Source organism: Rhizobium sp. CG4 (assembly GCF_023701965.1).
Lineage (GTDB): Bacteria > Pseudomonadota > Alphaproteobacteria > Rhizobiales > Rhizobiaceae > Agrobacterium.
This window is the reverse complement of the sequence record NZ_JABAEG010000007.1, coordinates 210,880-237,442: the sequence shown is the minus strand read 5'-3', so window position 1 is coordinate 237,442 and position 26,563 is coordinate 210,880. Positions and strand designations below refer to the sequence as shown.

The 26,563-nt window shown below is 53.9% G+C and carries 33 protein-coding genes and 4 pseudogenes; 11 read left to right on the top strand and 26 right to left on the bottom strand.

The features are described 5' to 3' along the window. Window positions 1-114: 114 nt before the first annotated feature. A pseudogene (locus HGO37_RS19675) lies at window positions 115-855 on the top strand (zinc-binding dehydrogenase); the annotation flags it as partial. Between the two features lie 286 nt (window positions 856-1,141). Here the strand turns inward: HGO37_RS19675 and HGO37_RS19670 are convergent. The 7 genes and pseudogenes from HGO37_RS19670 to HGO37_RS19640 form a co-directional block, all read right to left on the bottom strand. Continuing rightward, on the bottom strand, window positions 1,142-1,375 hold the full coding sequence (locus HGO37_RS19670) for a hypothetical protein (RefSeq protein WP_250984808.1): 234 nt from the start codon (window positions 1,373-1,375) through the stop codon (window positions 1,142-1,144). Between the two features lie 275 nt (window positions 1,376-1,650). Beyond that, on the bottom strand, window positions 1,651-1,860 hold the full coding sequence (locus tag HGO37_RS19665) for a hypothetical protein (RefSeq protein ID WP_250984807.1): 210 nt from the start codon (window positions 1,858-1,860) through the stop codon (window positions 1,651-1,653). Then, window positions 1,857-2,654 (bottom strand): exodeoxyribonuclease III, encoded by a 798-nt coding sequence (gene xth / locus HGO37_RS19660; RefSeq protein ID WP_250984806.1) that lies wholly within the window; start codon window positions 2,652-2,654, stop codon window positions 1,857-1,859. The genes HGO37_RS19665 and xth (HGO37_RS19660) overlap by 4 nt, the downstream gene beginning before the upstream one ends. Then, window positions 2,651-2,830 carry a hypothetical protein gene (locus HGO37_RS19655; RefSeq protein WP_250984805.1) on the bottom strand — a complete coding sequence of 60 codons (180 nt, stop codon included), beginning with the start codon at window positions 2,828-2,830 and terminating at the stop codon, window positions 2,651-2,653. Before HGO37_RS19655 ends, xth (HGO37_RS19660) begins: the two co-directional genes overlap by 4 nt. Window positions 2,831-3,015: 185 nt before the next feature. After that, window positions 3,016-3,279 (bottom strand): hypothetical protein, encoded by a 264-nt coding sequence (locus tag HGO37_RS19650; RefSeq protein WP_250984804.1) that lies wholly within the window; start codon window positions 3,277-3,279, stop codon window positions 3,016-3,018. Between the two features lies 1 nt (window position 3,280). Next, a pseudogene (ku, locus tag HGO37_RS19645) lies at window positions 3,281-4,093 on the bottom strand (non-homologous end joining protein Ku). Beyond that, a pseudogene (locus HGO37_RS19640) lies at window positions 4,093-4,500 on the bottom strand (non-homologous end joining protein Ku); the annotation flags it as partial. The pseudogenes HGO37_RS19640 and ku (HGO37_RS19645), both read right to left, overlap by 1 nt. A 489-nt stretch (window positions 4,501-4,989) precedes the next feature. Between HGO37_RS19640 and HGO37_RS19635 the strand changes: the two are divergent. Together HGO37_RS19635 and HGO37_RS19630 are read left to right on the top strand one after the other, a co-directional pair. Next, window positions 4,990-6,195: a CHASE3 domain-containing protein gene (locus HGO37_RS19635; RefSeq protein WP_250984803.1), complete on the top strand. Its 1,206-nt coding sequence runs from the start codon at window positions 4,990-4,992 to the stop codon at window positions 6,193-6,195. Between the two features lie 414 nt (window positions 6,196-6,609). Next, window positions 6,610-6,975, top strand: a complete 366-nt coding sequence (locus HGO37_RS19630) for an ArsR/SmtB family transcription factor (protein ID WP_250984802.1) — start codon at window positions 6,610-6,612, stop codon at window positions 6,973-6,975. A 312-nt stretch (window positions 6,976-7,287) separates the two neighbouring features. Here HGO37_RS19630 and HGO37_RS19620 read toward each other — a convergent pair whose 3' ends face one another. The 7 genes from HGO37_RS19620 to HGO37_RS19590 all read right to left on the bottom strand — a co-directional run bounded on the left by HGO37_RS19620 (window position 7,288) and on the right by HGO37_RS19590 (window position 11,013). Further along, window positions 7,288-7,626: a hypothetical protein gene (locus tag HGO37_RS19620; protein WP_250984801.1), complete on the bottom strand. Its 339-nt coding sequence runs from the start codon at window positions 7,624-7,626 to the stop codon at window positions 7,288-7,290. 147 nt (window positions 7,627-7,773) lie between these two features. Next, window positions 7,774-8,211, bottom strand: a complete 438-nt coding sequence (locus HGO37_RS19615; RefSeq protein ID WP_250984800.1) for a type II toxin-antitoxin system VapC family toxin — start codon at window positions 8,209-8,211, stop codon at window positions 7,774-7,776. Beyond that, window positions 8,211-8,465: a type II toxin-antitoxin system VapB family antitoxin gene (locus HGO37_RS19610; RefSeq protein ID WP_250984799.1), complete on the bottom strand. Its 255-nt coding sequence runs from the start codon at window positions 8,463-8,465 to the stop codon at window positions 8,211-8,213. The genes HGO37_RS19615 and HGO37_RS19610 overlap by 1 nt, the downstream gene beginning before the upstream one ends. A gap of 246 nt (window positions 8,466-8,711) precedes the next feature. After that, window positions 8,712-9,050 (bottom strand): theronine dehydrogenase, encoded by a 339-nt coding sequence (locus HGO37_RS19605; RefSeq protein WP_250984798.1) that lies wholly within the window; start codon window positions 9,048-9,050, stop codon window positions 8,712-8,714. Between the two features lie 705 nt (window positions 9,051-9,755). Next, a complete protein-coding gene (locus tag HGO37_RS19600) occupies window positions 9,756-10,031 on the bottom strand; it encodes a hypothetical protein (RefSeq protein ID WP_250984797.1) in 276 nt (91 codons plus the stop codon). Between the two features lie 17 nt (window positions 10,032-10,048). Further along, on the bottom strand, window positions 10,049-10,453 hold the full coding sequence (locus HGO37_RS19595) for a Rap1a/Tai family immunity protein (RefSeq protein ID WP_250984796.1): 405 nt from the start codon (window positions 10,451-10,453) through the stop codon (window positions 10,049-10,051). 92 nt (window positions 10,454-10,545) lie between these two features. After that, window positions 10,546-11,013: a hypothetical protein gene (locus tag HGO37_RS19590; RefSeq protein ID WP_250984795.1), complete on the bottom strand. Its 468-nt coding sequence runs from the start codon at window positions 11,011-11,013 to the stop codon at window positions 10,546-10,548. Window positions 11,014-11,335: 322 nt separating this feature from the next. Between HGO37_RS19590 and HGO37_RS19585 the strand changes: the two are divergent. The 5 genes and pseudogenes from HGO37_RS19585 to HGO37_RS19565 form a co-directional block, all read left to right on the top strand. Continuing rightward, window positions 11,336-11,518, top strand: a pseudogene (locus HGO37_RS19585) (tetraacyldisaccharide 4'-kinase); the annotation flags it as partial. Window positions 11,519-11,968: 450 nt separating this feature from the next. Then, complete coding sequence (locus HGO37_RS19580) at window positions 11,969-12,544, top strand: DinB/UmuC family translesion DNA polymerase (RefSeq protein WP_250984794.1); 576 nt, start codon at window positions 11,969-11,971, stop codon at window positions 12,542-12,544. Window positions 12,545-12,550: 6 nt separating this feature from the next. After that, window positions 12,551-13,027 carry a hypothetical protein gene (locus HGO37_RS19575; protein WP_250984793.1) on the top strand — a complete coding sequence of 159 codons (477 nt, stop codon included), beginning with the start codon at window positions 12,551-12,553 and terminating at the stop codon, window positions 13,025-13,027. A 95-nt stretch (window positions 13,028-13,122) separates the two neighbouring features. Beyond that, window positions 13,123-13,281, top strand: coding sequence for a hypothetical protein (locus HGO37_RS19570; RefSeq protein ID WP_250984792.1), 159 nt, complete (start codon window positions 13,123-13,125; stop codon window positions 13,279-13,281). An 88-nt stretch (window positions 13,282-13,369) separates the two neighbouring features. After that, the gene (locus HGO37_RS19565; protein ID WP_250984791.1) at window positions 13,370-14,230 is read left to right on the top strand and encodes a hypothetical protein; all 861 of its coding nucleotides are present in this window, start codon (window positions 13,370-13,372) and stop codon (window positions 14,228-14,230) included. 502 nt (window positions 14,231-14,732) lie between these two features. On the opposite strand, the gene HGO37_RS19560 is transcribed toward HGO37_RS19565, so the two are convergent. The 3 genes from HGO37_RS19560 to HGO37_RS19550 form a co-directional block, all read right to left on the bottom strand. Then, window positions 14,733-15,476 carry a carboxymuconolactone decarboxylase family protein gene (locus tag HGO37_RS19560; RefSeq protein ID WP_250984790.1) on the bottom strand — a complete coding sequence of 248 codons (744 nt, stop codon included), beginning with the start codon at window positions 15,474-15,476 and terminating at the stop codon, window positions 14,733-14,735. Window positions 15,477-15,489: 13 nt separating this feature from the next. Continuing rightward, window positions 15,490-15,957 carry a (R)-mandelonitrile lyase gene (locus HGO37_RS19555; protein ID WP_250984789.1) on the bottom strand — a complete coding sequence of 156 codons (468 nt, stop codon included), beginning with the start codon at window positions 15,955-15,957 and terminating at the stop codon, window positions 15,490-15,492. A gap of 102 nt (window positions 15,958-16,059) precedes the next feature. Further along, the gene (locus HGO37_RS19550; RefSeq protein ID WP_250984788.1) at window positions 16,060-16,458 is read right to left on the bottom strand and encodes a (R)-mandelonitrile lyase; all 399 of its coding nucleotides are present in this window, start codon (window positions 16,456-16,458) and stop codon (window positions 16,060-16,062) included. Between the two features lie 288 nt (window positions 16,459-16,746). Between HGO37_RS19550 and HGO37_RS19545 the strand changes: the two genes are divergently transcribed. Continuing rightward, complete coding sequence (locus tag HGO37_RS19545) at window positions 16,747-17,640, top strand: LysR family transcriptional regulator (protein ID WP_250984787.1); 894 nt, start codon at window positions 16,747-16,749, stop codon at window positions 17,638-17,640. Window positions 17,641-17,743: 103 nt separating this feature from the next. On the opposite strand, the gene HGO37_RS19540 is transcribed toward HGO37_RS19545, so the two are convergent. From HGO37_RS19540 to ku (HGO37_RS19515), 6 genes are all read right to left on the bottom strand, one after another. Then, on the bottom strand, window positions 17,744-17,965 hold the full coding sequence (locus HGO37_RS19540) for a hypothetical protein (RefSeq protein ID WP_250984786.1): 222 nt from the start codon (window positions 17,963-17,965) through the stop codon (window positions 17,744-17,746). Between the two features lie 163 nt (window positions 17,966-18,128). Continuing rightward, window positions 18,129-18,338, bottom strand: a complete 210-nt coding sequence (locus tag HGO37_RS19535) for a hypothetical protein (protein ID WP_250984785.1) — start codon at window positions 18,336-18,338, stop codon at window positions 18,129-18,131. Next, a complete protein-coding gene (gene xth, locus HGO37_RS19530; RefSeq protein ID WP_250984784.1) occupies window positions 18,335-19,132 on the bottom strand; it encodes an exodeoxyribonuclease III in 798 nt (265 codons plus the stop codon). Before xth (HGO37_RS19530) ends, HGO37_RS19535 begins: the two co-directional genes overlap by 4 nt. Next, entirely contained in the window at window positions 19,129-19,308 is a 180-nt protein-coding gene (locus HGO37_RS19525) for a hypothetical protein (RefSeq protein WP_250984783.1), read from the bottom strand. The genes xth (HGO37_RS19530) and HGO37_RS19525 overlap by 4 nt, the downstream gene beginning before the upstream one ends. Before the next feature lie 218 nt (window positions 19,309-19,526). Beyond that, a complete protein-coding gene (ku, locus tag HGO37_RS19520) occupies window positions 19,527-20,348 on the bottom strand; it encodes a non-homologous end joining protein Ku (RefSeq protein ID WP_250984782.1) in 822 nt (273 codons plus the stop codon). A 3-nt stretch (window positions 20,349-20,351) separates the two neighbouring features. Further along, complete coding sequence (ku, locus tag HGO37_RS19515; protein WP_250984781.1) at window positions 20,352-21,239, bottom strand: non-homologous end joining protein Ku; 888 nt, start codon at window positions 21,237-21,239, stop codon at window positions 20,352-20,354. A 117-nt stretch (window positions 21,240-21,356) separates the two neighbouring features. Between ku (HGO37_RS19515) and ligD the strand changes: the two genes are divergently transcribed. Both ligD and HGO37_RS19505 read left to right on the top strand, forming a co-directional pair. Then, complete coding sequence (ligD, locus tag HGO37_RS19510; protein ID WP_250984780.1) at window positions 21,357-24,017, top strand: DNA ligase D; 2,661 nt, start codon at window positions 21,357-21,359, stop codon at window positions 24,015-24,017. A gap of 7 nt (window positions 24,018-24,024) precedes the next feature. Further along, window positions 24,025-24,522, top strand: a complete 498-nt coding sequence (locus tag HGO37_RS19505; protein WP_250984779.1) for a DUF4334 domain-containing protein — start codon at window positions 24,025-24,027, stop codon at window positions 24,520-24,522. 28 nt (window positions 24,523-24,550) lie between these two features. Here HGO37_RS19505 and HGO37_RS19500 read toward each other — a convergent pair whose 3' ends face one another. The 3 genes from HGO37_RS19500 to HGO37_RS19490 all read right to left on the bottom strand — a co-directional run bounded on the left by HGO37_RS19500 (window position 24,551) and on the right by HGO37_RS19490 (window position 26,500). Beyond that, a complete protein-coding gene (locus HGO37_RS19500; RefSeq protein ID WP_250984778.1) occupies window positions 24,551-24,847 on the bottom strand; it encodes a DUF982 domain-containing protein in 297 nt (98 codons plus the stop codon). A gap of 118 nt (window positions 24,848-24,965) precedes the next feature. Then, a complete protein-coding gene (locus HGO37_RS19495) occupies window positions 24,966-25,436 on the bottom strand; it encodes an Hsp20 family protein (protein ID WP_250984777.1) in 471 nt (156 codons plus the stop codon). A 197-nt stretch (window positions 25,437-25,633) separates the two neighbouring features. After that, entirely contained in the window at window positions 25,634-26,500 is an 867-nt protein-coding gene (locus HGO37_RS19490; protein WP_250984776.1) for an SDR family oxidoreductase, read from the bottom strand. Window positions 26,501-26,563: the final 63 nt, after the last annotated feature.

The window sequence follows — 26,563 nt, the reverse complement described above, 5'->3', positions numbered from 1 at the left end:
GCAGGGAGGTGTGGCAGCCTCGTGGCATCATCGGACACGGGGCATACCACGTGCGCCCGGTGTGCTAAGTAGATACTGATCTCCCTTCGAAGGAATACCTCAAGGAGTTGCCTGATGAAAGCTATCGTAGCGATCCGCCCTGGCGGTACCGAAGTGATGGAAATGGTCGACCTGCCAGAGCCTGTAGCAGGCCCTGGCCAAGTGGTCGTTGAGGTTGCGGCTGCCGGTGTCAATTTCTCGGACATCGGCGTGCGCCGCGGGATTATTGGGCACGATATCCAGTTCCCGCACACACTGGGCGTCGAGGGGGCAGGCCGTGTTATCGAGATCGGTGGGGGTACGTGTGATTTTGTGATTGGCCAACGTGTCGCCTAGGCCTATGGACCGGGCAGTTATGCCGAGCGCGTTGCAATCTCCGCCGACGCACTTGTCCCCGTGCCTGACGAAATAGACGATCAGCAAGCCGCAGCAATCATGATGCAGGGGCTGACCGCCAGCCACTTCGCCACCGATTTCTATCCTATCCAGCCTGGCGACATTGCGCTGGTTCATGCCGCAGCCGGCGGGCTCGGTCAGTTACTCACCCGGATTATCAAGCTGCGAGGGGGGACAGTCATCGGACGCGTCTCCAAGGCCTCCAAGGTCGATGCCGCACGTGCCGCCGGTGCGGACTATGTCGTTGTCGATGATGGAAGCAATTTCGCCGACGAAGTCATCCGTATCACTGGAGGAGAGGGCGTTCATGTCGTTTATGATGGATCGGGTCCAGCGACTTTTACGGGCTCGGTCGCAGCGCTGCGTAGATCCGGAACATTTTGTTGGTACGGTCCGGTTCTGGGTCGTCCAGCGCCCATTACCTCGCACATCAGGATTATATCCTGTGTGGGATCAGCACCATCGAGGCTCGACATTTCCAGCGTAAGCTGATCACCGAGTATGAAAATCAAATTTCTGGCAGCAGTCATGATGGCATTCTCTGCTAAAAGACATTCGCTCTTATTACGCATTGAAAGGTCTGATGGATCGCTGGAAGATATTTACACAAGCAACGGGCCTTTAGGGGACAGGGCACGACTTATCGTCTCATCCTCGATGTCTTGCCCACCAATGTCTCAATGCGTAAATCGAAGATTGCTCAACGTTAGGTGATTGTGGCAAAGCCAGCAAAGTCGTTCACATGGGTTGGCGAGCGTTGTAGAAAGAGCCTCGCCACCGCCCGTGTCACCCGCACTTCGGTTTCGATATCGGTTAAGCCGGAAATACCGATGCGGGGCAGATTGATCCAGTCTCCGCATTGCAGTTGGGCAGACATGAAGCGTACCTCACGAATGCCGTCACATGACATGCGAAGTCGCGCCAGATCTACCGGAGTCATTGAGGCCGTCGGAGTGCAAGGAAAGAACGGACCACTATCCCGACGGTCTTGATGACCCCGAATACACATTCGCCTCGTTGCCAGAATGGAAAACGCTCGCGATCCACTGCAAAAGTTGCGACCGGGTTGCGCCTGTCAACCGCTGGGAGATGGCCCGAAAACACGGAAAACAGTGTGTCATCACTATGTTGCTTCCCAAGCTACGATGCGAATGTGGCGTGAGAGGCAACAGCGAATGGCTGATTGGTAAAATGCCTCGTTGACGTAAAAGATAGCTAGGTCGCAGCGGGCCAGTCGTTGGCTGGTTCATCGACCAGGCTATCGTCGTCCGCGGGATCTGGATCCTGCTGGTAGGCTTTATGCAGATTTCCTATCTCTTCGCTGACCGCCTTGAGAACTTCCTTTTGGTCGACGCCATCCGTAACGAACCTGTCGACCAAATCTTCGAGTTTGAGCCGGAGTTCATCTCGCCATTGCGCTGTCATCTCTTTCTCCTTTTGATGGGCTTTTCTGCAAGTTTAATTCGGACAGGAGCATGATCACTCGTGTGGTCCCACCCGCGGACATGCTTGTCCACTTCTGCCGCCACTAACCGTTCGGCAAGATCGGGGCTGAGAAGGAAATGATCCAGACGGAGCCCGGCATTTCTGGCATAGGCATTCCGGAAGTAATCCCAGAAAGTGTAAATTGTTTCATCGGGATGAAGTTCACGGATGGCATCCGTCCATCCTTGAGCGATGAGCTCGCGAAATGCATCTCTGACCTCAATGCGGAAGAGTGCATCGTTCTTCCATCTTTCTGGCTTATATACGTCGAGCTCGGTCGGCATAACATTGTAGTCGCCGGCGAGAATGACGGGTACCTCGAGTTCGAGAAGCCCCGCCGCATAATTCCGCAAACGTTGAAACCAGCGGAGTTTGTATTCGAACTTCGGGCCAGGATATGGATTACCGTTCGGAAGATAGAGACCGCCGATTACGATGCCATCTACTATAGCCTCAATGTAGCGGCTCTGTTCATCCTCTGGTTCCCCAGGTAGCCCCTTACGGGTGAGTAATGGCATCTGTCCTCTAGCGAGTATCGCGACACCGTTCCACGATTTCTGACCATGCCAAACCGCGCCGTACCCAGCCTTTCCGATTGCGTCTTCGGGAAACCGGATGTCAGGTGCTTTCAGTTCCTGAAGTATGGCAATATCGGGCTGCGCCTCTTCGAGCCATTTCAGCAAAACCTCAAGGCGGCCGTTTACGCCATTGACATTGTAGGTCGCGACTATCACTTCGACTTGCGGTCGCCCTTGTCTCCTTCCCCCGGTTTTGCATCGTGTTTGGCGTCATGCCGCTTGTCTGCTGAGAGAGACCTGCCCACATCAACGGATTCTTTGAAGCGGCCGTCCTCATCTCGGCGGACGTAACGCTTGTCGGTTCCCGTATCAATCAGTTCGCGCTTGCTCATGGTATTCTCCTTCGTTAGCGATACCTCACTAACTCGCAACCTCATGAAAAAGATGCATCAACGGTGGATGGCGTCAGTCAATTGGAAGCGTAAAACGACAATAAGGTTTGGCGCCCGTTTGGAAAAAGGGCCGCCCATTGGCGACCCTGCACGAAATCCAAAACACGAGTGAAGGTGAGGGGCGGTCAGTGGTGCGTCTCCACGACACTGTCGTCATCATCAAAATTACCGTTACTGAGAGCATCATAGGAATTTACGCTTTCTCCACCGCCGCGAGTACCAAATGCAGTTAATTGCACCATCACGGCGCGAGCCCGCTCGACAACATTGATCTCGTCAAGATCGTTGTCACCAGCGACTTTGACGATCACTTCATCGCCATCATCTCCAATGAATTCGATCTTCCAGCCATCATTTGAGTGTTCAATGTGTGTTTCAGTCAAATGCATATCAGCCAGCCTTTCTTCCGCCGTTAAGCTCTTTGGCCAACGACTTCTTCAGTGCATCCATAATGTTGACGACGTTGTTAGGTTCCGCGGGGGCACTCCCTTTTCGACCGCCGTTCCTTGGTTTCAGTGATTTCTTTTTCGTCGCAATCAGTTGCAGCAGCGTTTCCTGAACAGGGTCGCTCACCATCTCACGCGACCACTTCTCGGTTTTTTGCTTGATGAGTTGCTGCATCAGTGGGATTAGTTCAGGGTCAGAATCGTCCTCGATATTCTCGAAGTATTCTTTCTCAGGCCTGACCTCATCACCGAAACGAAGAGTCCAGAGTACGATGCCATCGTCGCGAGGTTCCTGCACCACGGCTCGCTCACGGCGGCTCCTGACGGGTTTCGAAACACCAACGACTTAGTCAGATTTCATGGCATCGCGGATAACGGCGAATGCCTCGTTGCCAACTGAGCTTTCAGGCATCAGATAATGCGGTTTTTCGAGATAAACCCATTCGATGCTATCGGCTGGTACGAACTTCTCAACGTCGATGGTTTTCACCGTGTCGAGCTCGACAGCATCGAGATCATCGTCCGTAAGGATGACGTAGTCGTCTTCTCCCCGCGCGTAACCGCGAACATCGTCGCCCTCTTTCACCCACCTACCCGTCACGGAGTCGATGTACTGGGAAATGACACGGTTGCCGGTTTCGGAGTTTAAAGTGTGAAAGCGAACCTTGTCACTCTCCGACGTAGCCGGTGACACCGTAACAGGGCAGGTCACAAAGCGGAGTTTAAGATAACCGCGCCAATAAGGTCTAGGCATGATCAACCAGCCTTTCTGCGTGCCGAGGACGATGACGAACTTTTAGCGGCCCCTCGGGCTGCGGGTTTTCTAGCCGTTGTCCTGTTGGCGTTGGCCGCAGCGCGTTTCGGTTTCGCTTCACCACCTTTCGACATGACAGCACTTTGACGAAGCGCTTCCAGCAGGTCATTCGGTTTTGAAACCTCGACGGCCTTTCGCCTGGGAAGCGCCTTACAGGAGACCTTCGCTTCAACGAGTTCAGTGAGGGCAGCTTCGTAGCGATCATCGAATGTCGCCGGATCGAATGTGCCTTTCTTGGTTGAGATGATATGTCGGGCGAGATCAAACATTTCGGCCTCAAGCTTAATCTTCGGCATTTCCTCGAATGCTTTCTTCGAAGACTGAACCTGGTAGTCATAGTTCAATGTGGTGACGCCGCTGTGTAGAGCGCGATCCCACAACTCACTTCACCAACCTTCAAGAAGCCTTTCCACTGTGCTCGATGCGCGGCCACACGAGATACTCCGAGTGACGCTTGACAGCGAATCAACCGTCACGCACCCGTTTCGTTCCGATCGAGAACGAAACGGTCCTCCCTTGTTCCAAACAACTCGGGCGATCGTGGAAGCTCGCCTGGGGGAAAGGTCGTTGATGGTGGTTTGGCAATCTCGGAAAAGGTCTCCTGAAAGCAAACATGTAATGAAGCGTCGGCAATTTCGACCTGGCTCTTAGACGCGCTGATAGCTTCGGATGGCGGTTTCTCCCTCCAGCGGAACCAAGCATTTCGACAATGGACAGGGCAATATCCCCAAATTGAAACTTTCTGAACGAAGTTCAGAGTCAAACGTTCTTTAATCTGTCAGATAAAGGCGAGAATCCGCTGACGAATCGGCAAAGCTATTAGCAGCAGGATCACACACATGCGTCGCGCTTCTGTCATTGATTCAAGGATTTCTGGGAAGCTTGCAAGCGGAGCGATGCCCATCACTGCCACAGTCGTTGGGCTTGTTCTTTGCGTCGCAATATTCCTATCGGTTTGGATAGCCTCAGAAGACTCGGAGGCAGATCAGGCTTTCCGAGTAACCGTTGCATACCAGAACGGTGTCGCTGATCTGATGTCATCCATTCAAGACGCGGAGATAGGGCAACGAGGGTATCTTCTTACGGGTGATGAACTCTATTTAAATCCTTACAACGTCGCTATGGCGTCGTTGGACAACATCATCGACAAACTCGCAGAGGTAGATAGCACCCCTGTGCAGACATCAAATATCGCAGCGCTCCGAAGTCTCGTTGCGCAGAAGAAATCTGAGCTCCAGCAAAGCGTCGAGCTTCGTCGCTTGGACGAGGCAGCATCGATTGCACTCATGAGGTCCGGTCAGGGTAAAATCCTGATGGATGGCATACGGGCTGTCATCCTCCAAATGAAAGAAGATGGTGTCGCGCAGTTAGCCACGCGGCTGGAAGCGGTCGCTCTCGGAAAGAGGCGAATGCAAATCCTGCTCGTACTATTCGCAACTCTCGCAGGGGGCTTGAGTATCCTTGTGGTGCGCGCGACGGTCACGCGCGCAAAAGCGGCCGAGAAGACGAGAGATGAGCTTCTGGGGCACGCCGATCGACGCCTGATGGCCGTCATGGCGGCGGACTTGGTCGGCTACAGCAGAATGATGGAAATTGACGAAGCAGACACACTCAATCGGCTCAAGTCGGCCAGACACGGCATTGATGCGATCATTGAGGACTACAGTGGCGTCATCATCACGACTGCCGGAGACAGCATCGTAGCGGCTTTTTCGAGTGCCCTGTCAGCAATCGATTGCGCTATTGAAATCCAAAAGCATTTGGGAATTCAAAACATCGACAGATCAGAAAATGATCAGCTTCGGTTCAGAATCGGGATGAATGTTGGCGACGTGATTATCGACAATGGGGATATTTTTGGCGACACGGTGAACATAGCGGCGCGGTTGGAAAGCATTTCAGAGCCTGGTGGAATATGCGTTTCACGATCAGTGAGAGATCATGTCAGAAAGCACCGAAAGCTAAAGTTTGAGGATGCGGGATTTCAACGGGTAAAGAACATTTCCAAACCCATCAGCACCTTCAGAGTCTACGCTGAAGATTGATGTCCTTTTCCTTCCGTACAACCTTGCAAGGTCGGCCACTTTGTATAGTATCGAGTGCGAAGCCGGATAGGTGGGTCGCTCGTCTGCCGTTTCGTTGGCCATCGCGAGAAACCGGAAAAACCGCGATGTTCACCATCCCTGTCGCGTCCGGTTGACACGGCCCGCGCTCTGTAGGTGAACTCAATCAGTTGCAGTTTGTTCCGAAGTGATCGGTACCCAAGGGCCTGTGTTCGATTAAGGCCGTACGGTTACGATCTGAGCGTGCTTTGGTTTGCGAACCTGAGATGGTCCTTACCTCTGAGGGGAAGGTTCACCCTTGCGTGCGCAGACAGCCGAAAAACATAAGCTGCTGTTTCAGACAATTCTTGGGCTTTCCCCTATGGCATCTAACGCCTAATTTAGGAGCTTGGTAGAATGTACTCAAATGCATCAAAAGCCCGGTTGCTGACCAATCTTTCAAACGCTACGCGGCTCGAAATGCTCTCGCTCATGACTAAACGAGAAGTGTCTGTTGGTGAGCTTTGTTCAAAAATGACCATAAGCCAGTCTGCTGTATCCCAGCACCTGGCAAAACTGAGGTCGGACGGTTTGGTCAGCACACGCCGTAAATCTCAAATTGTCTACTACACCTGCACAAACGTAGGAGTGCACCGTGTTTTGAATTTGCTTGACGAAATTTTCAGTCCAGAATTTGCGGCTAAGAACATGTATGTATTTAAAGACACCACTACGAAAGTTGAAGCAAAACTCGACAGTCGGCACTTGGCTCGCGACCGATAACAGGCCAGTTTGCGATAATCAGTTCTTCGCGGATCTTGCCGCTGACCAGACGGCGTAAATCCTTGTGCGTTGGTAGCGGATTGAACAGATAAAGCCGTCTCGATGGCAAGTTGCGGATGCGCAGAACGACGCGATAGTCGAGTTTGGCACTGGTCCAGGAAACCAAACCCCCGCAGTAATCGGCGTATTGTGATCTGACCGCCCGCAAGAGTAACATGAGAGCCAAGGTGGGCTGAAGCAACGAACCGGGCAAGTTGCTGCACATCATCATCCCGACCTAGATCAACGGGTTTGCACCCCCTCTCGAAGGGACTACTGCGCGGTAAAGAAAGTAAGAAGCACCTTGCCCTTATCTCCAATAAGGCAAACAAAGCGGTCCGGCTTACCAGTCTGACCACCGCGAGCGATGTATGCATCGCCCATAATTACAGTCTTCACAGCAACGTCTTCAACTTTCGTGTCGGCCGCGCTAACTGCGAGCGTTTCCATATCGAAAACAAGGTCTGTTATCTCGGGCGCTCTCTGTTTGAGCGCAATGAGCCCTGTGGACTGGCAGGCTTGCACGGCAGCGTCATTGCTCGTCTGTGCGTAGCTTGTTAACGCGGTCATGCTGACGACGCTATAGACTGTGAGAGCTAGAATAATCTTCATAGTGATAACCCCAAACCACAAAACTGTATGTGGTCACAAGTCATTGGTCCGTTGTTGGTTCCCTAACCAATTGAACTTTACAGCGATACGCAAATTTGGAGAGCGGTGTAGTTGGGAAGCAATTAATACCGCCAGCCCTATCTCGCTTTATGCCTGCTCGATATCGGTTTTCGTAAAGTCATCACCTTTGAACAGCAGCGGCAAACGATATTCCTTTGCCATCGCGTAAACGAAGCAATCGCCCATGTTCAGCCGTGCAGGACTGGCGACAACCTTGCCATACTCTCTCGCCGCTGCGATCGACTTGACGTGGATCGACGCGTTCATGCTCATCTCTTTGACGTTGAGGGTTTCGAGCAAAGAGGCGACGTCGACCTGTGCGTCATCGATACACTGTTGGGGAATAGGCGACTGGGCGCCGACAGTCTTGGTCGCCTCGTTGCGAGCCAGGCTTATTACGGCTTCATAGACAGTCAGGGGTGAGCAGAAAATCTGACGTTTGCTGTCCTCCAACTTGGCGATGTAATATCCCGCGTCTTCTTCTTCGGCCAGAATAGCTACGATAGCGGATGCGTCCAGGTACATTAGATTTCCCACTGCTCATCTAAGAACGCCTTCATATCGAAAGGCTCTGATTTTGGATTAGGGCCAAGTCGGCTGCGTACCCGATCCTGAATTTCCTTGATCCTCTCTCTCAAAGGCACCGTTTCCTTTGCGCGATCAAGTTCATGCTGAAGCGCTCGGCGCACAGCCTCGGTTTTGTTCGGGGCCTTCGTGATTTTCATGACTTCGACGGCCAGATCGTTCACACTTTCATCTTTTATGTAGAGTTGGGCCATGCCAATCACTCCTGAATTTGTCGATAGGGATATATAGTGTAGGATATCCGTATATACAATAATGGATTGCGAAAGTAGGCCAATTTGCCGTTTTTTCAACGGCATAATCCTGCGTTTGTAGGTCGTTGGTCGTGAGGGACACAAGCGACACAGGCGCAGGAACGGACGAACAAAGCTCTTTCATCTTGTCGATCTGATCCCACAGCTTAAACTTTGCGTCCCGGCGGGACGTAGGAGGCGGGTTAGTCAATCGCCTTCATAATATTGCGGAGACTTTTCAAGCTCCTGCGCGATGAACACGACCGCGAACAGGGGAAACTTGACCGTCACGCGTCGTTCAAGGTTCTTACGACGCACCCTTCCTCTTGCTTCCTTGCTCCAGCGCCGAATAGGCCGCTGCGTCACCAGTTCCCACGTCACCGCATAACCACAACCCGGCGACCAAAGATCGAGGATTTCTTGAGGGCACTTTTCGCCCCGCGTAACGAGTGCCGCATGCAAAACACGTGGTCCCGGTGGCTGTGCATGGGGATTTCTCCAGGCCAGCGAGTAGCGGACCATTTCGGGTGTCGGACTAGATTTCATAGGTACGATCGCCATTTGGCAGATCACAGGCTATGTCGATGTGCATGTTCTTGACCTCAAAATCGGTATAGCGATCCGTAGCCACTTCGCCGCGACCCTAAAATCAGGGTGGCTGAAGACATCCTGCTCACCCTGATAACCTGCATGTTCGACCACAACATATTTCAAAGAAGGCTGAGGCCTCACAAAAGACTCCTATTTTCCCCGTTGGCGCTCCCTCTCAAATTTGATTGGGAATAGGTATGTATTCCCGGGCAAAGGGGGGAGGATGAAGCCAGCCCACTGGCGGATTGGTCCGGCGTCACAGGGGGCATGGAGGCAACAAAAAACGGAAGGTTCGGCCGAAGGGTGAAAGCCTTTTTTTGACGGAGTGACAGCGCACAGCGCGCTTGCCCCATGATCGCCGGAACGATCCGAATGCAGGGGGGAAACCAGACAAACAGGAGAATGTGCGCCGCGCGATTTATCGCATGCGGGCGCGCCCTACTTTCTTCAGTCGTGCCGACTGACTGCACCAGTGACTACTACATTTGATAATTGTTCGTGAGGAGTGGAAGTGGTCTGTTTGCTGAGTTGATACAAAACTCGAAGATCTTAAATTGCGACCGGATCTGCTGTGGGAACTGCACGCCAGTGGTTAAGCAAGCGCCGCGACATCACGAATGCTGAATGAAGGCTGTCACGATGGGACTATTATCATACCATTCAGAACAGAGAGAATATCATCATGCTGGCGAAGGCTATAAGCAGTATTATGTAAAACGGACGAAATAGATAGAAGCGCTGCCAATTCGTGAGGCCGAGAGCATTGATATAAACACGCTCATCAAGCTTAACATTGTCCGCGCCGCTATCGACGGAAAAGTCACCGCCGTTACTCTTATAAAATCGGTATTCCTTGATCTGCGCGACAATTTGGTGAGCCGCCAGAAGAATGACCGCCAAAAACGCTGCTGAAAAAATCAAGATCTCCAATAACATAACTAGATAACGCCTCTCTAATTCGCAGGGCAGGGATAAATAGTAGCCAGCGTCTCAATCACCAATGTCGATCCTCTCCCTTTAAGACGCTCTGGCGTGACGCTTCGAAGATGCGTGTATACGCGGTCTGTAAGCTCATGGGGGAGAACCGATCCTGCCCCACACCACCCCGTCCCGCTGGTGGCATCAGCCACCCCAGCTATATAAGCACTACCGCGCGCGCCTGACATGATACGATCAGCCTCACTGTGCAGAGCGCCATCATCGGACTTTCCTTCGAGCGCCTTGAGCAGTTCAGTTCCGCTGATTGCCCAGTCGCGGCCCTGGTCGTTGCCTGATTGTGCTGATGCAACATTGATCGCCAAACCTATCGACAGTATCGCCGCCGGAAAGGTTGTCCGGAATTGGTACGCTGCTGTCATCTTCCGCTCCGTTGATCTGGCTGCTCCGGCGTTACTTCGACGCAGGCGGTTATTCGACGTGAATGACCCAATGCACGCTGGAACGGGCAACATCAGATCGTGTATCGCTCATAGGCTTCGAGCAGGAATTTCTTGCCTTTCTCGGTCGAGCGCGACGCGTCGACGAATGCGGAAAACGAGCCGGCCTGATCCCGCATACTGTCGAGTTGGGCGATCATTTCCTTGCTCCCAAATACGACGTGAAAGCGCTCGCCAGCGGGCAGCCAGACAAAAAGCGGACTTGGTGAGAATTCCAGAATGACGTCCTCATGGAAAACTTGAAAAAGACTGTCCCATGCGCGAACCGGATCGATACTGGTGGTTTTCTCCGGCTGCTTGCCGAACTCGGCATGATAGATAAAGACAGACCCTCCAGAAATTCCAGCAATCCTCGCCAGGCCAAGGAACGCGGCCTTGTCGAGAACATCAGGCAATATCTGAGCTTTGAACCCAAAGGCCTGAAGGAATTCAGGACGTAGAAGCCGATTTTCATCAAGCGCGTTATCAAACAGTGTAGCCACTATACTTCACCATACATTTTTGACAGGGCTTGTCGCCCCCCGTCGGGGGTAGAATAGTGAAATTTTGCAACGATTCATAGGAGCAGGCCGTGCGCGATATGGCCCGCCTCTGCATCGTTGAATCTATTCGAATACTAGGCATCGGGGCGTGTACTGTAGGCGCATAGCCAAAGCGCAGGTCAGGGGATCTTATTCAACGAAAGGGTAGCGCATGAATGCAACGAACGAAGTCCAGCCGCGCAGTTAGAATTTCAGATCGTAGATCGCTTAACGCTGTTGGAAATCTACGTTTCAGGTTAGTAGAAATCGCAGCAGAAGCAAATTGATTTCGAACGCTTCGCCCTTCTGGTGGAGAAACCCGGGCTGGCGGGCATATGCACTTAAACCACTTTCATAGGTTTACGGCAGGATCTCTGGTAAAACGATGCGGCGCGAGAACCGTCCATCAGTAGATGTTCCGGTAATCTGTGCCGGTAACTTCACAGTCGGGGGAGCTGGTAAAACCATGATCCCGAGTACACATTTGCCTCGTTGCCAGAATGGAAAACGCTCGCGATCCACTGCAAGAGCTGCGACCGGGTTGCGCCTGTCAACCGCTGGGAGATGGCCCGAAAACACCGAAAACAGTGTGTCATCACGATGCTGCTTCCCAAGCTACGATGCGAATGTGGCGTGAGAGGCAACAGCGAATGGCTCGTTGGGAAGAACCCTCGATAGGTGATGGGGTAGGCTGGGCAGCGCGGTCCGGGGTCCTGGTCGGTCCCGAGGCAACAGGCACAGTGCGAAGAGAGGAGTGTGAAACAAAATGCATGTAGGATCAAGAACGACTGAAAAACTCCGAGGCTTGGGGATTAACACTGTCGCCCAACTTCGCGATATGCCGTTGCCTCTAGCTCGGCAGATCGGAACCGCTGTGCTTTAGCGCACTGTCGCGGAACTTCGCGGAATACCTTGCATGGAGCTTCAGGACGTCGAGCCGACCCGCAAGGGGATGGCTGTGACCCGTTCTGCAGGATCTCCGATGACATCTCTGGCTGTCCTTCAGCAGGCTATCACTGCACATGCAACAAGGGCGGCCGAAAAGCTGCGTAGTCATGGCCTCGTTGCTGCTCATATGACGGTTTTCTTCCACACAAACCCGCACAACGGATCCGCCCGGGATAGCTCATCCAGAACCGCCAAGTTATCCCCTCCGTCAAATACGACCATGGCGCTGGTGCAGACAGCCCTCCGTTGTACCGAAAAGGCATGGAAGGGAAACCAAGAGAACAACGGGTTTGCGTATACGAAGGCTGGCGTGATGCTCGATGACCTGGTGCCAGAGGAGCTGGCCCCGGTAGACCTGTTTGCACATGAGCAAGCCAAGTCCGTGAAATTGTCGGCCGCACTGGATGCCGTCAACGACAAGTGGGGCAAGAAGACACTAATTCTCGCAAGTGAAGGGTTCAGACGATCTTTCGAAACGAAGGCAAGTATGAGGTCGCCCAGATATACGACGCGGCTTGCTGATCTGCCGGTCGTGCGGGCTTAGTCGGTCATGGAAACCAGCCACACTTTCCGCGTTGAAGTATGGGACGATCCGCCCGACGCAGGCGGCTCGATCATCGAAATTATTTCATCATCATCAAGCTTTGCAGTCTCTATCGCTGCCTACAAGGCTGCGATCCGTGAGCGCCCCAGCAAATACTTAACTCATATGAATGGTCGAAACCGCATGACATGCGAACTCGCGCCTGATCCGCCAAGTCCATTGAAGCCGTCGAAGGGCACGGAAAGAACGGACCAATATCCCGACATTCTTGATGATCCTGAGTATACATTCGCCTCGTTGCCAGAATGGAAAACTCTCGCGATCTATTGCAAGAGCTGCGACCAGGTTGCGCCTGTCAACCGCTGGGAGATGGCGCGAAAGCACGGAAAACAATGCGTCATCACTATGTTGTTGCCCAAACTACGTTGCCAGTGCGGAGCTAAAGGAAACAGTGAATGGCGAATGGGAATGTTACCGCGATGATTTCCATCGCCGGATTTCTCCTGATTTGTGGCTTGCATCCGAACGGCCGACAATGAGGGTGCGGTCAATTCAACCGCACAACTCAGGAGACTACTTTGAAAACTCAACTCTTCTACGACTTCGCGCCCTACATCACAGCTGCCAGCACCTACCTTGTTGGGGTATTACTTCTAGGTGTCCATCCACTCTTAGCCATTCCTGTCGCCGTGGCTTGTGGTTACGCCTACAACTGGATTGATAATCGCTTGCCATAAGTTAATGCGGGGCAGGTGAAAGCCTACCCTTCACTTTTCCGGGGAATAGCCTTGGTCGTGTGACAGTAAATGAGGGCGAAAAAGTACGATGGCGCAGCGGATATTAAAAGCCGAGCTAATGACAACCTCAAGAAAGGCAAAGCCGTTGACCACCCCTATTGATGTTTGGAACCTCACAACCTTTGACGAAGAGCTTTTGGCGCTTCTACAAGCCCACGCCGAAGTGCTGCGTAACTATGAACTGACCAACCGTGAAAACTACGAGGATCAACAAGCGACCGACGGGTGGGTGCCCCTGAAAGACAATCCCTTTGCGTCTGACCGGATGCACATCCTCGAACAGATCATCATGCCAGTGATGGCGCAACGTACGATCCGCGCCTGGCACTACACGCGTCTGACGGACGCGGAAGTAGAGCTTCTCAAGGCGAATGGCATCTATATGTCAGACTTGGCTGGCATTCGCCGCAGGCTCGATGCGCAGGTAGCGGCAGGTACCATCAAAGCTGAGATAGCCGATGCGATTTATGAAAAAAGCCCCTTCTATGCGCAGGCGAATGCCCGTTCTGGCAAGTTCTGGATGGTGTCGCACCCCTTTGACATCAAAGATGGCGGGGTTGAGCTGCTGCTTCAACATTGGGGCGGTGAGGGGGTCTATTTCTGGCTGGAAGATAAAGCTCATATCGAGCTGGTGCAGGGTATCGGCCGCCCACGTATCATTGAGGTCGCAGTGCCGCTATCCGTCACGACAAGCGCCTATATGGCCGCCAAAGCCGTTGTTGCTACCTACGTTGCCTCGCTCGGTGCCAAGCCGGAATGGTCTGCTTTCGACCTGTACGCGACAAGTGCGCTCGGCGCCGACGCGGTGCTGGATGTCCATACGGAGGGCGATCCGAATTTCTCTGCTATGGCGCGCGGTTATCCGGCTGAATTTGTGAATCGGGACTAATTAGGGTCGGTTCAGGCTGAGGGCGAAATGACACTCTAAGCCTTCGCTCCGCTGTCCCAACTGAACCTTGTGATTAGTGCCGGAAAGCCTTGGTTTGCATGGCCTTGTTACCGTCCCAAACAGTCTTCAGTTCATCTGGGACAGCTCGTATTTGGCCGCTTCGCGCCGATACTGTTGAAAAAGGGCTGGCTCAACCCGTTTAAGCGGGAAAACTGCAGGAATGAAATTCCTGTATCTTGCTCGACCTCAGACGAAATTGGCTTAACCCGTCGCCAAAAAATGCCGCCGTCGCAAATCGATTTCAAAACGCTCCACCTCGGAATGAGGTCGAGGACTTTTTCAACAGTATCCGCCATTAGCAGCCATAGCGTCGTCGCAGCGAAACCGTATGGCAACCATCCCTGAGTGGAATGATAGGTAGGTCATCCTATGCGCAGTGAATTTACAAAATTGACCACGCTCACGATCAGAAGAACGCAAGCGTGGTCCTCATCCAAATTACTTACGGACGCGCCTTAACCGTATCTCGGACAACCGGGGCTGCCGAGAACGCGTTCGGCCAGCCTGCGTAGAAGGCGAGGTGCGTGACGACTTCACCCGCCTCTTCCGCCGTGAGGCCGTTATCCATCGCCCGATTGAGGTGGTAGGGTATCTGCATGCTTTGCCCCAGCGAAATCAGCGATGTGACAGTCACAAGGCTGCGGTCGCGTGGTTTAAGATCGGGTCGAAGCCATAGATCCAAGAACAGGGGGTTGGTCGTGAAATGCTCCAGCCCTGGAGAAGCTGACCCTGTCAGATTTTCGACAGCCTTGGTCCGCACAGCTTCCGTTTCAGGATTAACGGGGTTCAACTCGACCTTTGCGGCCGGAAGGCTGCTGATGTCGATGTTGCGGGCGGTAAACGCCTTGGCAATCTCTGGAGCAGCAGCCTGCGCGTTACCCCACCCCGCATAGAAAGCGAGATGGGTAAGAATTTCTGAAATCTCGGAAGGCTTGACGCCGTTGTCAAGCGCCAGCTCCACTTGGTCGGATAAGACGGTCGGCTGGTTGCGGGCAATCAAGGCGGCGACGGTCACAATGCTACGATCTCGTGGCGAAAGCTGCGGACGCTGCCACAGTTCTCCCTTAACGATGGCCTTGTCATAATTGTCGAGGGCCGGAGCCGTTGTTTGAAACATGGTAGTCTCCTGTGCGAGTGCCGGTGTGATGCCAAAGGCGATCAGTGCAAGAGCGGTTATGGTTTTCATGATGCCTCCCATCTCAGTTCGCGACGTACTGAGCGTCTGACACGTGCTCCAGCCAAGTGGCGAATGATGTTCCATCGGTAGGCGTAATGGCAACGTGCGTCATGGATGTTGAATCAGTCGCGCCGTGCCAATGGCGAACATTGGGTGGGATGAATACGACATCGCCTGGCCGAACTTCGCGTTTCGTGGCTCCGTCTTCCTGCACCCAACCAATTCCAGACGTGATGACGAGCGTCTGACCAGCAGGATGTGTGTGCCAGGCACTGCGGGCTCTTGGCGCGAACTCCACGTTTGCACCACCGGCATTGCTGAACTTGCTTGGGGAAAACAGCGTGGTTACCGCCGCGTGGCCGGTGAAGTTTTCTTTAGGGGCAATAGCGGTCTTTCTATCACCGCTGGGCGAGTGCTGTATATTTTGCGCGACCGCCGGGTTGACGATCAGCAGTGCGACCGAAACGGCAGTCGTGATGAGGGCTTTCATGATTTCCTCCTTCGCTTGCATCAAGATTGAGTTGGCGTTGCATGCCGAAACTTTGATTTTGAGGGAACGACATGCTGACGGACAAAGCTGCTAGCTGCGGGCTCACCCGGCTACGTATTGTCCGTTGGTCACTGGGTCGAGCCATGTCGCACTTTGGCCGTCCAAGGCCTCGGTGATAGCGATATGCGACATTGCGGTGGTCGCGGTGGCTCCGTGCCAGTGCTTTTCACCGGGCGGGCACCAGATCACGTCGCCGACGCGAATTTCCACCTTCTCCTCACCTTCTGACTGGGTCCAGCCACAACCTGAGACGACGATGAGCGTTTGCCCAAATGGATGCGTGTGCCAGTTGTTACGCGCACCTGGCTCGAACGTCACAAGCGCGGCGGAGGCGCGGGCCGGTTCAGTCGGTGTATAGAGCATCTCAACGCGAGCGGTGCCAATGAAGTATTCAGCCGGTCCTTTCTGGGATGGTCGGCTTCCTGCTGGAGATATGTTCATCTCGATCTTCCTTAATCGTTAGATTGCTGCCAACAATTTAGCATCTCGACAATTCCGCGATTAGGGGAGGTCAATGGCATGCAGCCATGAGCAATGCTCATCAATGCCGGTTGCTGATGGACTGACTTTTGGCTACGAGGGCTGGTTTGCCGGCCCTACGGGCGTCGTCCTGAAGCCTCGTACCAATTTCGTCGATCAGCCTCGGTTTGGCTTTTGGAACTATTCGCGCATTTCGCATTTAGTGATAAGGTTAAAAGAAATAGGGTCTGCCATGAGAGATTTTCATTAGTGCCTAAGGCCAGTATTGATGAATTGACCGCGTTTGTCGCGATCGCGCGCGAACACAGCTTCACTCGTGCTGCGGCAAAGCTGAACGTATCGCAATCCGCGCTCAGCCACGTCATGCGAGGTTTGGAGACAAAACTCGGCGTTCGACTGCTGATCCGCACAACCCGTAGCGTTGGCACGACGGAAGCGGGCGAGCGGCTACTGCTGGGTATCGCATCGAAGCTCGATGACATCGAAACGGAATTGAACGCGGTCGCAGAACTGCGAGAGAAGCCCGTGGGAACTATTCGACTTACTGCCACCGAAAACGCTGCGAGCTCTGTACTGATGCCCGCGCTTAGGAGCTTCGCCCAAGACTATCCCGAGATCCGGGTAGAGATCGCGACGGAGTATGGGCTGACTGACATAGCTGCCGAACGATTCGATGCAGGCGTTCGACCAGGTGATATCGTGTCGAAAGATATGATCGCTGTTCGGATCGGTCCTGATCACCGAATGGCTGTAGCAGGCTCTCCGTCCTATTTTGCGAACCGAAGCAAGGTGCGTACGCCACGGGACTTGACCGACCATAACTGCATCAATCTTCGAACTCCTACCCATGGAGGAGTGTATATCTGGGAGTTTCAGAAGGGACGAGATGAACTAAACATTCGGGTTGATGGTCAGTTCGTATTCACCACTAGCACCATGATCTTGGAGGCAGGGCTGTTGGGCCTCGGCCTCGTCTACATGATGGAGGGCCAGATCCAGCCTTACCTCGACACAGGCAGACTGGTCCGTGTCTTGGAGGATTGGTGCCCGCCTTTCCCCGGTTATCATCTTTATTACCCGAGCAGACGACAACCAACGGCCGCCTTTGCTCTTTTGGTCAAAACTTTGCGATACTCGGAGTAGCGGTGACATCTGCACGCAGTCTGCCTTGCGGGATCGGACCAACCGGGCAAAGCAGTTTTAATAGGACGGCCAGTTTGTTAACTGGCCGTCATTGTGGGTCTCGCTACTTGGCGCTTTTCGGAAAAGCCGGCAGCTTGGCGATATCATTGGCATCATGCTGCACAACTAGCGTAGCACGCAGTGCCTTGGCTATCCCGGTCAACCGATCCATCGACGCCAACGTTTTGGCACGATCGAAGTTAGAACCCGGTACGCCACGGTTGTCGAACTGTTCTTCGAAATGTGCTTCGTTGCCAGAATGGAAAACGCTCGCGATCCACTGCAAGAGCTGCGACCGGGTTGCGCCTGTCGACCGCTGGGAGATGGCCCGAAAACACGGAAAACAGTGTGTCATCACTATGTTGCTTCCCAAGCTACGATGCGAATGTGGCGTGAGAGGCAACAGCGAATGGCTCATTGGTAAAATGCCTCGTTGACGTATAAGATAGTTACGTCGCAGCGGGCCAGTCGTTGGCTGGTTCATTGACCATGCTATCGTCCTCAGCGGGATCTGGATCCTGCTGGTAGGCTTTCTGCAGATTTCCTATCTCTTCGCTGACCGCCCCGAGAACTTCCTTTTGGTCGACACCTTCCGTAACGAACCTGTCGACCAAATCTTCGAGTTTGAGCCGGAGTTCATCTCGCCATTGCGCTGTCATCTCTTTCTCCTTTTGACGGGCTTTTCTGCAAGTTCAATTCGGACTGGAGCATGATCACTCGTGTGGTCCCACCCGCGGACATGCTTGTCCACTTCTGCCTCCACTAACCGTTCGGCGAGATAGGGGCTGACCAGAATATGATCCAGACGGAGCCCAGCATTTCTTGCAAATGCGTTCGGAAAGTAATCCCAGAAGGTGTAAATTGTTTCATGGGGGTGAAGTTCACGGATGGCATCTGTCCATCCTTGAGCGACCAGCTTGCGATATGCATCCCTGACTTCTATCCGGAAGAGCGCATCGTTCTTCCAGCGGTCTGGCTTGTATACGTCGAGCTCGGTCGGCATAACGTTGTAGTCGCCAGCGAGAATAACGGGTACCTCAAGTTCAAGGAGCCCCGCTGCATAATCATGCAAGCGCTGAAACCAGCGCAGCTTGTAACCGAACTTCGGTCCAGGATATGGATTACCGTTCGGAAGATAGAGGCAGCCGATTACGATGCCATCCACTATAGCCTCAATATAGCGGCTCTGTTCATCCTCTGGTTCACCTGGGAGCCCTTTGCGTGTCAACAACGGCGTCTGTCCTCGAGCGAGTATCGGGACTCCGTTCCAAGATTTCTGACCATGCCAAACCGCGCCGTACCCAGCCCTTTCGATATCCCCCACGGGAAAGCGTGCATCAGGCGCTTTCAGTTCCTGAAGTATGGCTACATCGGGTTGAGCCTCTTCGAGCCATTTCAGCAAAACCTCAAGGCGGCCGTTTACGCCATTGACGTTATAGGTCGCGACTATCACTTCGACTTGCGATCGCCCTTGTCACCTTCACCAGGCTTTGCTTCGTGTTTCGCATCGTGGCGTTTATCTGCCGAAAGGGATTTACCGACATCGACAGATTCGCTGAATTGGCCCTTCTCGTCTCGACGGACGTAGCGTTTGTCAGTTCCAGTATCGATCAGTTCGCGCTTGCTCATGGCACTCTCCTCCGTTTGCGTGACCTAACGAATTCGCAACTTGTTGATTGACCCACTGAGGGTTGTGGAAAGCCCCCCCGGTGCACGGCCATTGAGTTGCCTATGGGCGAACCATATCGACAGGTGGTTCTAGATTGCAGCAAGACCGTGACGACGAGTTGTTGCAACCTGAATAGCGTGGCGCTGGAAACCTTAGACAGACGACGTTCTCAGGGCGATCAACCTGCCTTTCGGGATTTCAGCTCCTTTGCAACCGACTTCTTCAACGCGTCCATAATATTTACGACGTTACTCTTTTTCTCGTCATCATCCTTCGCAGATTTCGAAGCCTTAGCCTTTGTCGGCTTCTTGGCCTTTTTCTTATCCGCTATCAGCTTCAGCAAGCTCTCCTGGATCGGGTCCGACACCATCGTCGGCGACCAATCTTTCAGTCGCTTTTTGATGACAGTCTCCAGTGCTGATGAGCCTTCGGTATCCGACTTTTTCTCTATGCCTTTAAAATACTCGCTCTCCGATCGCACTTCATCACCGAAGCGAAGGGTCCACACCACGATACCCTCTCCACGCGGCTCCAGTAATACTGCCCGTTCACGGCGACCGAGGACCACGCGAGATATGCCGACGACATCCTCTGCTTCCATGGCTTGTCGGATGACCGAAAATGCCTCATCACCGATCTTTTCATTTGCCGTCAAGTAGAATGGGGTGTCCAGATAGACCCATTCGATACTTCCACGCGGCACGAATGTCTCAATGTCGATAGTGCGAACCGTCTCCAATTCAACGGTTTCAAGATCTTCATCCGTCAGAAGCACGTAATCGTTTTCGCCACGCTCAAAGCCTTTTGCCTCTTGGTCATCCGTCACTGGCTTGCCCGTGACGCTGTCGATGTACTGGGAAACCACCCGGTTGCCGGTGTCTCTGTTAAGTGTGTGGAAACGGACCTTTTCGGATTCGGATGTCGCCGGTGTCATAGCGACAGGGCACGTGACCAGCGAAAGTTTGAGATAGCCTCTCCAGTATGGGCGACGTGGTGCCATCGATCAGCTCGCTTTCTTCTGTGCCGGTTTAGCCCGTTCTTTGCTCGACTTGGAAGCCGTCGCTTTCTTTCGCCCGGACGCGTTGGCAGCTTTCGTTTTTTTTGTCGATGCCTTTGCTGAGCCCACACTCTCGCGTAAGGCCTTCAGCAGGTCGTTGGGACTGGATACCTTGATGGGCTTCGGCTTCGGGAGACTTTTCCCTTCGGCTTTTGCCTTTACCAGTGCGGCAAGGGCGTCCTCATAACGGTCATCGAACTTGGTCGGGTCGAACTCGCCCTTCTTCGTGCCGATGATGTGCTTAGCCAGATCGAGCATTTCACCTTCGATCTTCATCTTTTTCACATCGCTGAACGCTTCTTTTGAGGAACGGACTTCGTAATCAAAGTTGAGGGTGGTCGCAACGATGCCCTTACCGTGTGCCCTGATCAGGACAGTTCGCATCCGGCGGAAAAGGACGGTTCGAGCGATGGCAGTGGCGCTGGTCTTGCTCAAGGCGTCGCGCATGCTCGTGAAGGCGTCATGATCCGCATCGTCTACCGGCACAACGTAATAAGGTTTGTCAAAATAGACGTCATCGATCTTGTCGCAGGAGATGAAGGCTTCAGCCTCGAGCATCTTGTCTGAGTCCGGCACGACCGCTGCGACCTCATCAGGATCGATCATGACATAGTCGCCATTGCCCGTCTCAAAGCCCTTTACCTGTTGGTCACGTTCCACGACCTCCTCGGTTTCACTATCGATGAACTCTCGTTTCAGGCGGTTACCGGTGCTCTTGTTGATCATATGGAAGCTGATCCGTTCAGCGGTCGACGTTGCCGTATAGAGGCCAACGGCACAACTGACTTCACCAATTTTCAGGTGACCTTTCCACTGAGCGCGATGTGATGCCATCTTTGTCCCTCCACGCAGTCCTCCGTGAAACTGCGACGCCGCCCACTTAGTTCCGTTGCTGGCGAAACCACCAGGGCGCTCATGGCGTTTGTGCAGACGGGAAAAGGAGAATTACCGATGGCCGACAATCTCTCTAAATACCGGGCGAAGCGCGATTTCAAGCAGACGCAGGAACCGACCGGCGAGGCGCAGGTCAAGCCGTCCAATCGTCGGAGGTTCGTGATCCAGAAACATGACGCGACGCGGCTCCACTACGATCTTCGGCTGGAACTGGACGGAGTATTCAAGTCCTGGGCGGTTACAAGAGGGCCGTCTCTTGATCCGGGCGATAAACGACTCGCGGTTGAAGTTGAAGACCACCCTCTCGACTACGGCGACTTTGAAGGCACAATCCCGAAAGGCCAATATGGGGGCGGCACGGTGATGTTGTGGGATCGCGGCTACTGGGAGCCGGAAGGAAAAAAGACCCCGGAAGAGGCGCTGGCCAAAGGTGACTTCAAGTTCACGCTTGAGGGTGATCGTCTGCATGGCAGTTTTGTGCTCGTCCGCATGCGGCATGATCGCGACGGCGGCAAACGTACCAACTGGCTGCTGATCAAACACCATGACCAGTTCTCCGTCGAGGAAAATGGTGCCGCCGTGCTTGAGGAAAACGATACCTCGGTGGCGTCCGGCCGGACGATGGAGGCTATCGCGTCTGGCAAAGGCAAAAAGCCGAAGTCGTTCATGCTTGAAAGTGGAGCTGTGGAAGCCAACGCCGTCTGGGACAGCAATCATGGTCTTGCCGCCGACGAGCGCAAGGCGGGGACAAAGAAGACAGCCACCAAATCAGCGAAGAGGTCGGCTACCTCAAAAGCTGCGACTACACCTGACTTTATCGCGCCGCAGCTTTGCGAAACCCTGGCGCGGCCGCCGACCGCGAGCGGCTGGATACATGAGATCAAGTTCGATGGCTATCGCATCCAGATGCGCGTCGAAAACCGTGAGGTCACCCTGAAGACCCGCAAGGGATTGGACTGGACGAAGAAATGGTCAGCAATTGCTCAGTCCGCTTCCACGCTGCCGAGGTGCATCATCGATGGTGAGATTTGCGCCCTCGACGAAAACGGTGCACCTGACTTCGCCGCGCTGCAGGCGTCACTGTCGGAAGGCAAGACGGACGACCTCGTCTTTTTCGCTTTCGATCTGCTTTTCGTCGGAAGTGAAGACGTTCGGGAGCTGCCTCTGACCGAACGGAAGGAGAGACTGCTGACGCTACTATCGGACGCCGGAGACGATCCCAGAATTCGCTTCGTTGAGCATTTTGAAACCGGTGGCGATGCGGTGCTCAAGTCAGCCTGTCGTCTTTCCCTCGAAGGCATTGTCTCGAAGCAGGCAAACGCGCCCTATCAGTCAGGCCGGACAAAGACCTGGGCCAAGTCAAAGTGCCGTGCCGGTCATGAGGTTGTTATTGGCGCATATGCCACGACGAATGGCAAATTCCGCTCGCTTCTGGTCGGGGTTAATCGCGGCGAGAATTTCGTGTATGTCGGTCGTGTTGGTACGGGATATGGCGCGAAGGTGGTCCAGACACTCTTGCCAAAGCTGCAGGAAATGGAAACGTCAAAGTCGCCGTTCACCGGTATAGGTGCGCCCAAGAAGTCAGCTGATATCGTCTGGCTTAAACCAGAACTCGTGGCGGAGATAGAATTTGCAGGCTGGACGGGAGATCGCCAGGTTCGGCAGGCGGCTTTTAAGGGCCTGAGAGAAGACAAGCCGGCCGACGAGGTCGAGGCCGAAACACCGGCGTCTCCGGTCGAAAACGAACTGCCTGATCCTGAGGCCGCCAAGTCGCCGCCCAAACGCATGCGCAAGGGGGCGAAGGTAGAGGTGATGGGTGTGATGGTCTCGAGCCCGGACAAGCCGCTCTGGCCGGATGCTGGCGACAACGAGCCGGTGACCAAACTCGATCTGGCCCGATATCATGAGGCTGTTGGATCCTGGTTGATCGATCATATCAAGGGCAGACCCTGTTCGATCATCCGCACGCCCGACGGCATTAGTGGCGAACAGTTCTTCCAGCGCCATGCCATGCCGGGCACATCCAACCTGCTGGAACTCGTCACCGTCTTCGGCGACAAAAAGCCCTATCTACAGATCGACCGAGTCGAAGGACTGGCTGCCGTCGCCCAGATTGGTGGCGTCGAGCTACATCCCTGGAACTGCGAGCCCAACCAGCCGGAAGTGCCGGGTCGGTTGGTGTTCGACCTCGATCCAGGTCCGGATGTGGAATTTTCGGCAGTCGTCGAAGCGGCGCGGGAAATTCGCGATCGGTTGCAAGACCTAGGGCTCGTTAGCTTCTGCAAGACGACTGGCGGTAAAGGCCTTCATGTCGTCACCCCCTTGGCTGTGCCGAAGGGCAAGAAGCTGAGCTGGGATTTGGCGAAAGGTTTTGCTCATGACGTTTGCCAGGATATGGCCCGCGACAATCCGGATCTTTACCTGATCAAGATGGCCAAGAACCAACGGGAAGGTCGCATATTCCTGGATTATCTGCGCAACGACAGGATGGCGACAGCGGTCGCACCTTTATCGCCTCGCGCGCGCGCCGGCGCAACCGTATCGATGCCCCTGAACTGGAGCCAAGTGAAAACCGATTTGGATCCCAAGCGATTTACAATCCGCACCGTGCCTGACCTGCTGGAAAATAGTACCGCGTGGCAGGACTACTGCGATGAGCAGCGACCACTGGAACAAGCCATCATACGGTTGGCGAAATCTCGAAAGGTGTCAGCGTGAGAGTACGATGAACCAGATGGAGCGGTTTCAGCGGCTTCCACCTGTCGACTTGCAAGAGATGATCGGCTTGTGGGAGGGCAGGGGTATTCCATCCGGACACCCCTTAGACGGCGTGCTCGAGAATCTTGGCTGGTTTGGCAAACGGTTCTCGGCTGAGATGCGTGCCGATGCGCTGTTGTTTCGTGCAGGGCAAAAACGCTTGATACCCATAGACCCCGCGTGGGTACCGCTCCGTTTTGCACTTCGTGTCCACAGGCTCGGGAGAACACAAGTTTCAAGCCACCTATTTTCCTATCTGCTGCCTTGGATGCGAGCCAGAGGCTCCGTAGCGTCGTTAAAGTCGCAGCCATTTCAGGGGGTAATGAGCGCTGCGATGATCTACGACAGGCAGCCCATCGTCGATCATTTTCGCAAAATCGACGATGGAATTATAATGGGAGCAATGGTGGTCAACGGTGACGACCGCGTTTATTTCTTCGAACTGGAGCGCGTTGAACAGGTGTGATCCCTACAACGCACCTGCCATAAGCCGCTCAACGAATATGGGGGTCGCTGTTGCGCTTTTTATTTTGTGCCACCAGACTGCCAACATCCGGTGCGAGGAGATCGTGCCTCTCAGCAAATGCAATGAAAATGGATCGTGCGGTCTGCGCATCGATTTCCCATTTAATTGCAGCTTTACAAGCTTTGAGCGCTAGTTCGCGCGCAGGATCTCCAGCGTTTGGCCAATCCGAGAGAATCTGGTAGGCGTGCATGACCGATCTGACTTCTGTTGGTATGCCTAGACCCAAAAGAACGGTGACGGGTTCCTCGAACATATCGGGTTTCATCGGTTTCTCCTCTCCATCTGCCCCGATTGTGGTCTGTATGAAAGATGAAGGCGGGAAGCGTGGTCCGCTCCCCGCTTATGCTCAAGTTCGCACAAGCTACTTCTTCATGTCGGATGCCTTACGCGACCTGTCGTTCTGCTTCGATTTGTAGCGGAACTGCCTGATTGACCGCCGGGCCGATAGTAATTTTGCGCGGTTTCAGGGCCTCGGGAATCTCGCGTCGCAACGCAATGCGTAGAAGACCATTCACCAACGAGGCATCTTCCACCTTCACATGGTCGGCAAGTTCAAAACGGCGCTCAAACGGACGACCGGCAATGCCGCGATGGAGATATTCGCCGTCTCGGGCCTCGGCCTTCTGGCCTTTTACAACCAGTACGTTGCGCTCCTGCATGATGTCGAGATCGGATTCGTCGAAGCCCGCGACCGCCATTTCGATATGGTAGTCGTCGTCAGTCGTCTTGACGATGTCGTAAGGAGGCCAAGGGTCGACTGCCTGTAGACGCTGCGCGTTGGTCAAAAGATTGAACACGCGGTCGAAGCCGACGCTGGAGCGATAGAGAGGTGCAAAATCAAGTTCGGTTCTCATAGCCAAATCCTCCGTAAAGCGAGATGGAAGTGAGACGCGGAAACTCGCGTCCCCGGTTCTGTCAGCCCCTGTCGGCGGCTGACGAGACTGATTTAATTTTGGGAAAAACAGGTTTCAAGATTTTCGTCAAAATTTTTTTAGACCCGTTGAAGGCCCTCGTATGCGGTTGCGAGCGTCGGTCGGCAGCCAGTTGCCTTTCAGATCATGATTTCGCCGCCGGTAACAGGAATGATGGCCCCCGTCATGTAGCTTCCCAGCGCAGAGGCAAGCAGAACGTAAGCCCCGGCCAGTTCGGCTGGTTGCCCGGCTCGACCGATAAGGGTGTTCTCACCAAACTTGGCTGCTTTTTCAGCCGACATTGTTGAGGGAATGAGCGGCGTCCAGATGGGACCGGGAGCAACCGCGTTCACACGTATACCTTTTTCTGCCAGCATTTCGGCCAAACCTGCGGTGAAGTTAGAGATTGCGCCCTTGGTGGATGCATAGGCCAAAAGCTGCGGCGATGGCTGCCTCGACTGGATCGAGGTAGTGTTGATGATCGAACTGCCCGGCTTCATGTGAGGAGCAGCAGCCTTCGAAAGAAAGAAAGGCGCGTAGATGTTGGTTCGGAAAGTCTCATCCCACTCCTCACCCGTGATATCGGCAATGTCGGAGTAGGTTCGTTGAAATGCGGCGTTGTTCACAAGGATGTCGATGCCGCCGAGTTCGTCAACAGCGCGCTGCACAACGTCGTTGCAGTGTCCCTCAGATTTGATGTCTCCGGGAACGACAAGAACTTTGCGGCCTGCATCCTCCACCCACTTAGCGGTGTCGCGGGCATCCTCGTCCTCGTTGAGGTAAGAAATGACAATGTCGGCACCTTCTCGGGCGAAAGCGATTGCGACGGCCTTGCCAATCCCGGAGTCCGCTCCGGTAATGAGAGCGACTTTTCCTACAAGTTTGCCGTTACCTTTATAGGACTTCTCGCCATGATCTGGGACAGGCTGCATTATGGCAGTCTTACCAGGCGGCTCCTGCTGCTGTTCAGGATATGGTGGATTAGGGTATCGCGTGTCGTCCATCATCGCTCTCCTTTGGGCTTGGCGATTAAACCCTGGAGTGTGATCTGGGTTCCATACTCTTTCTGT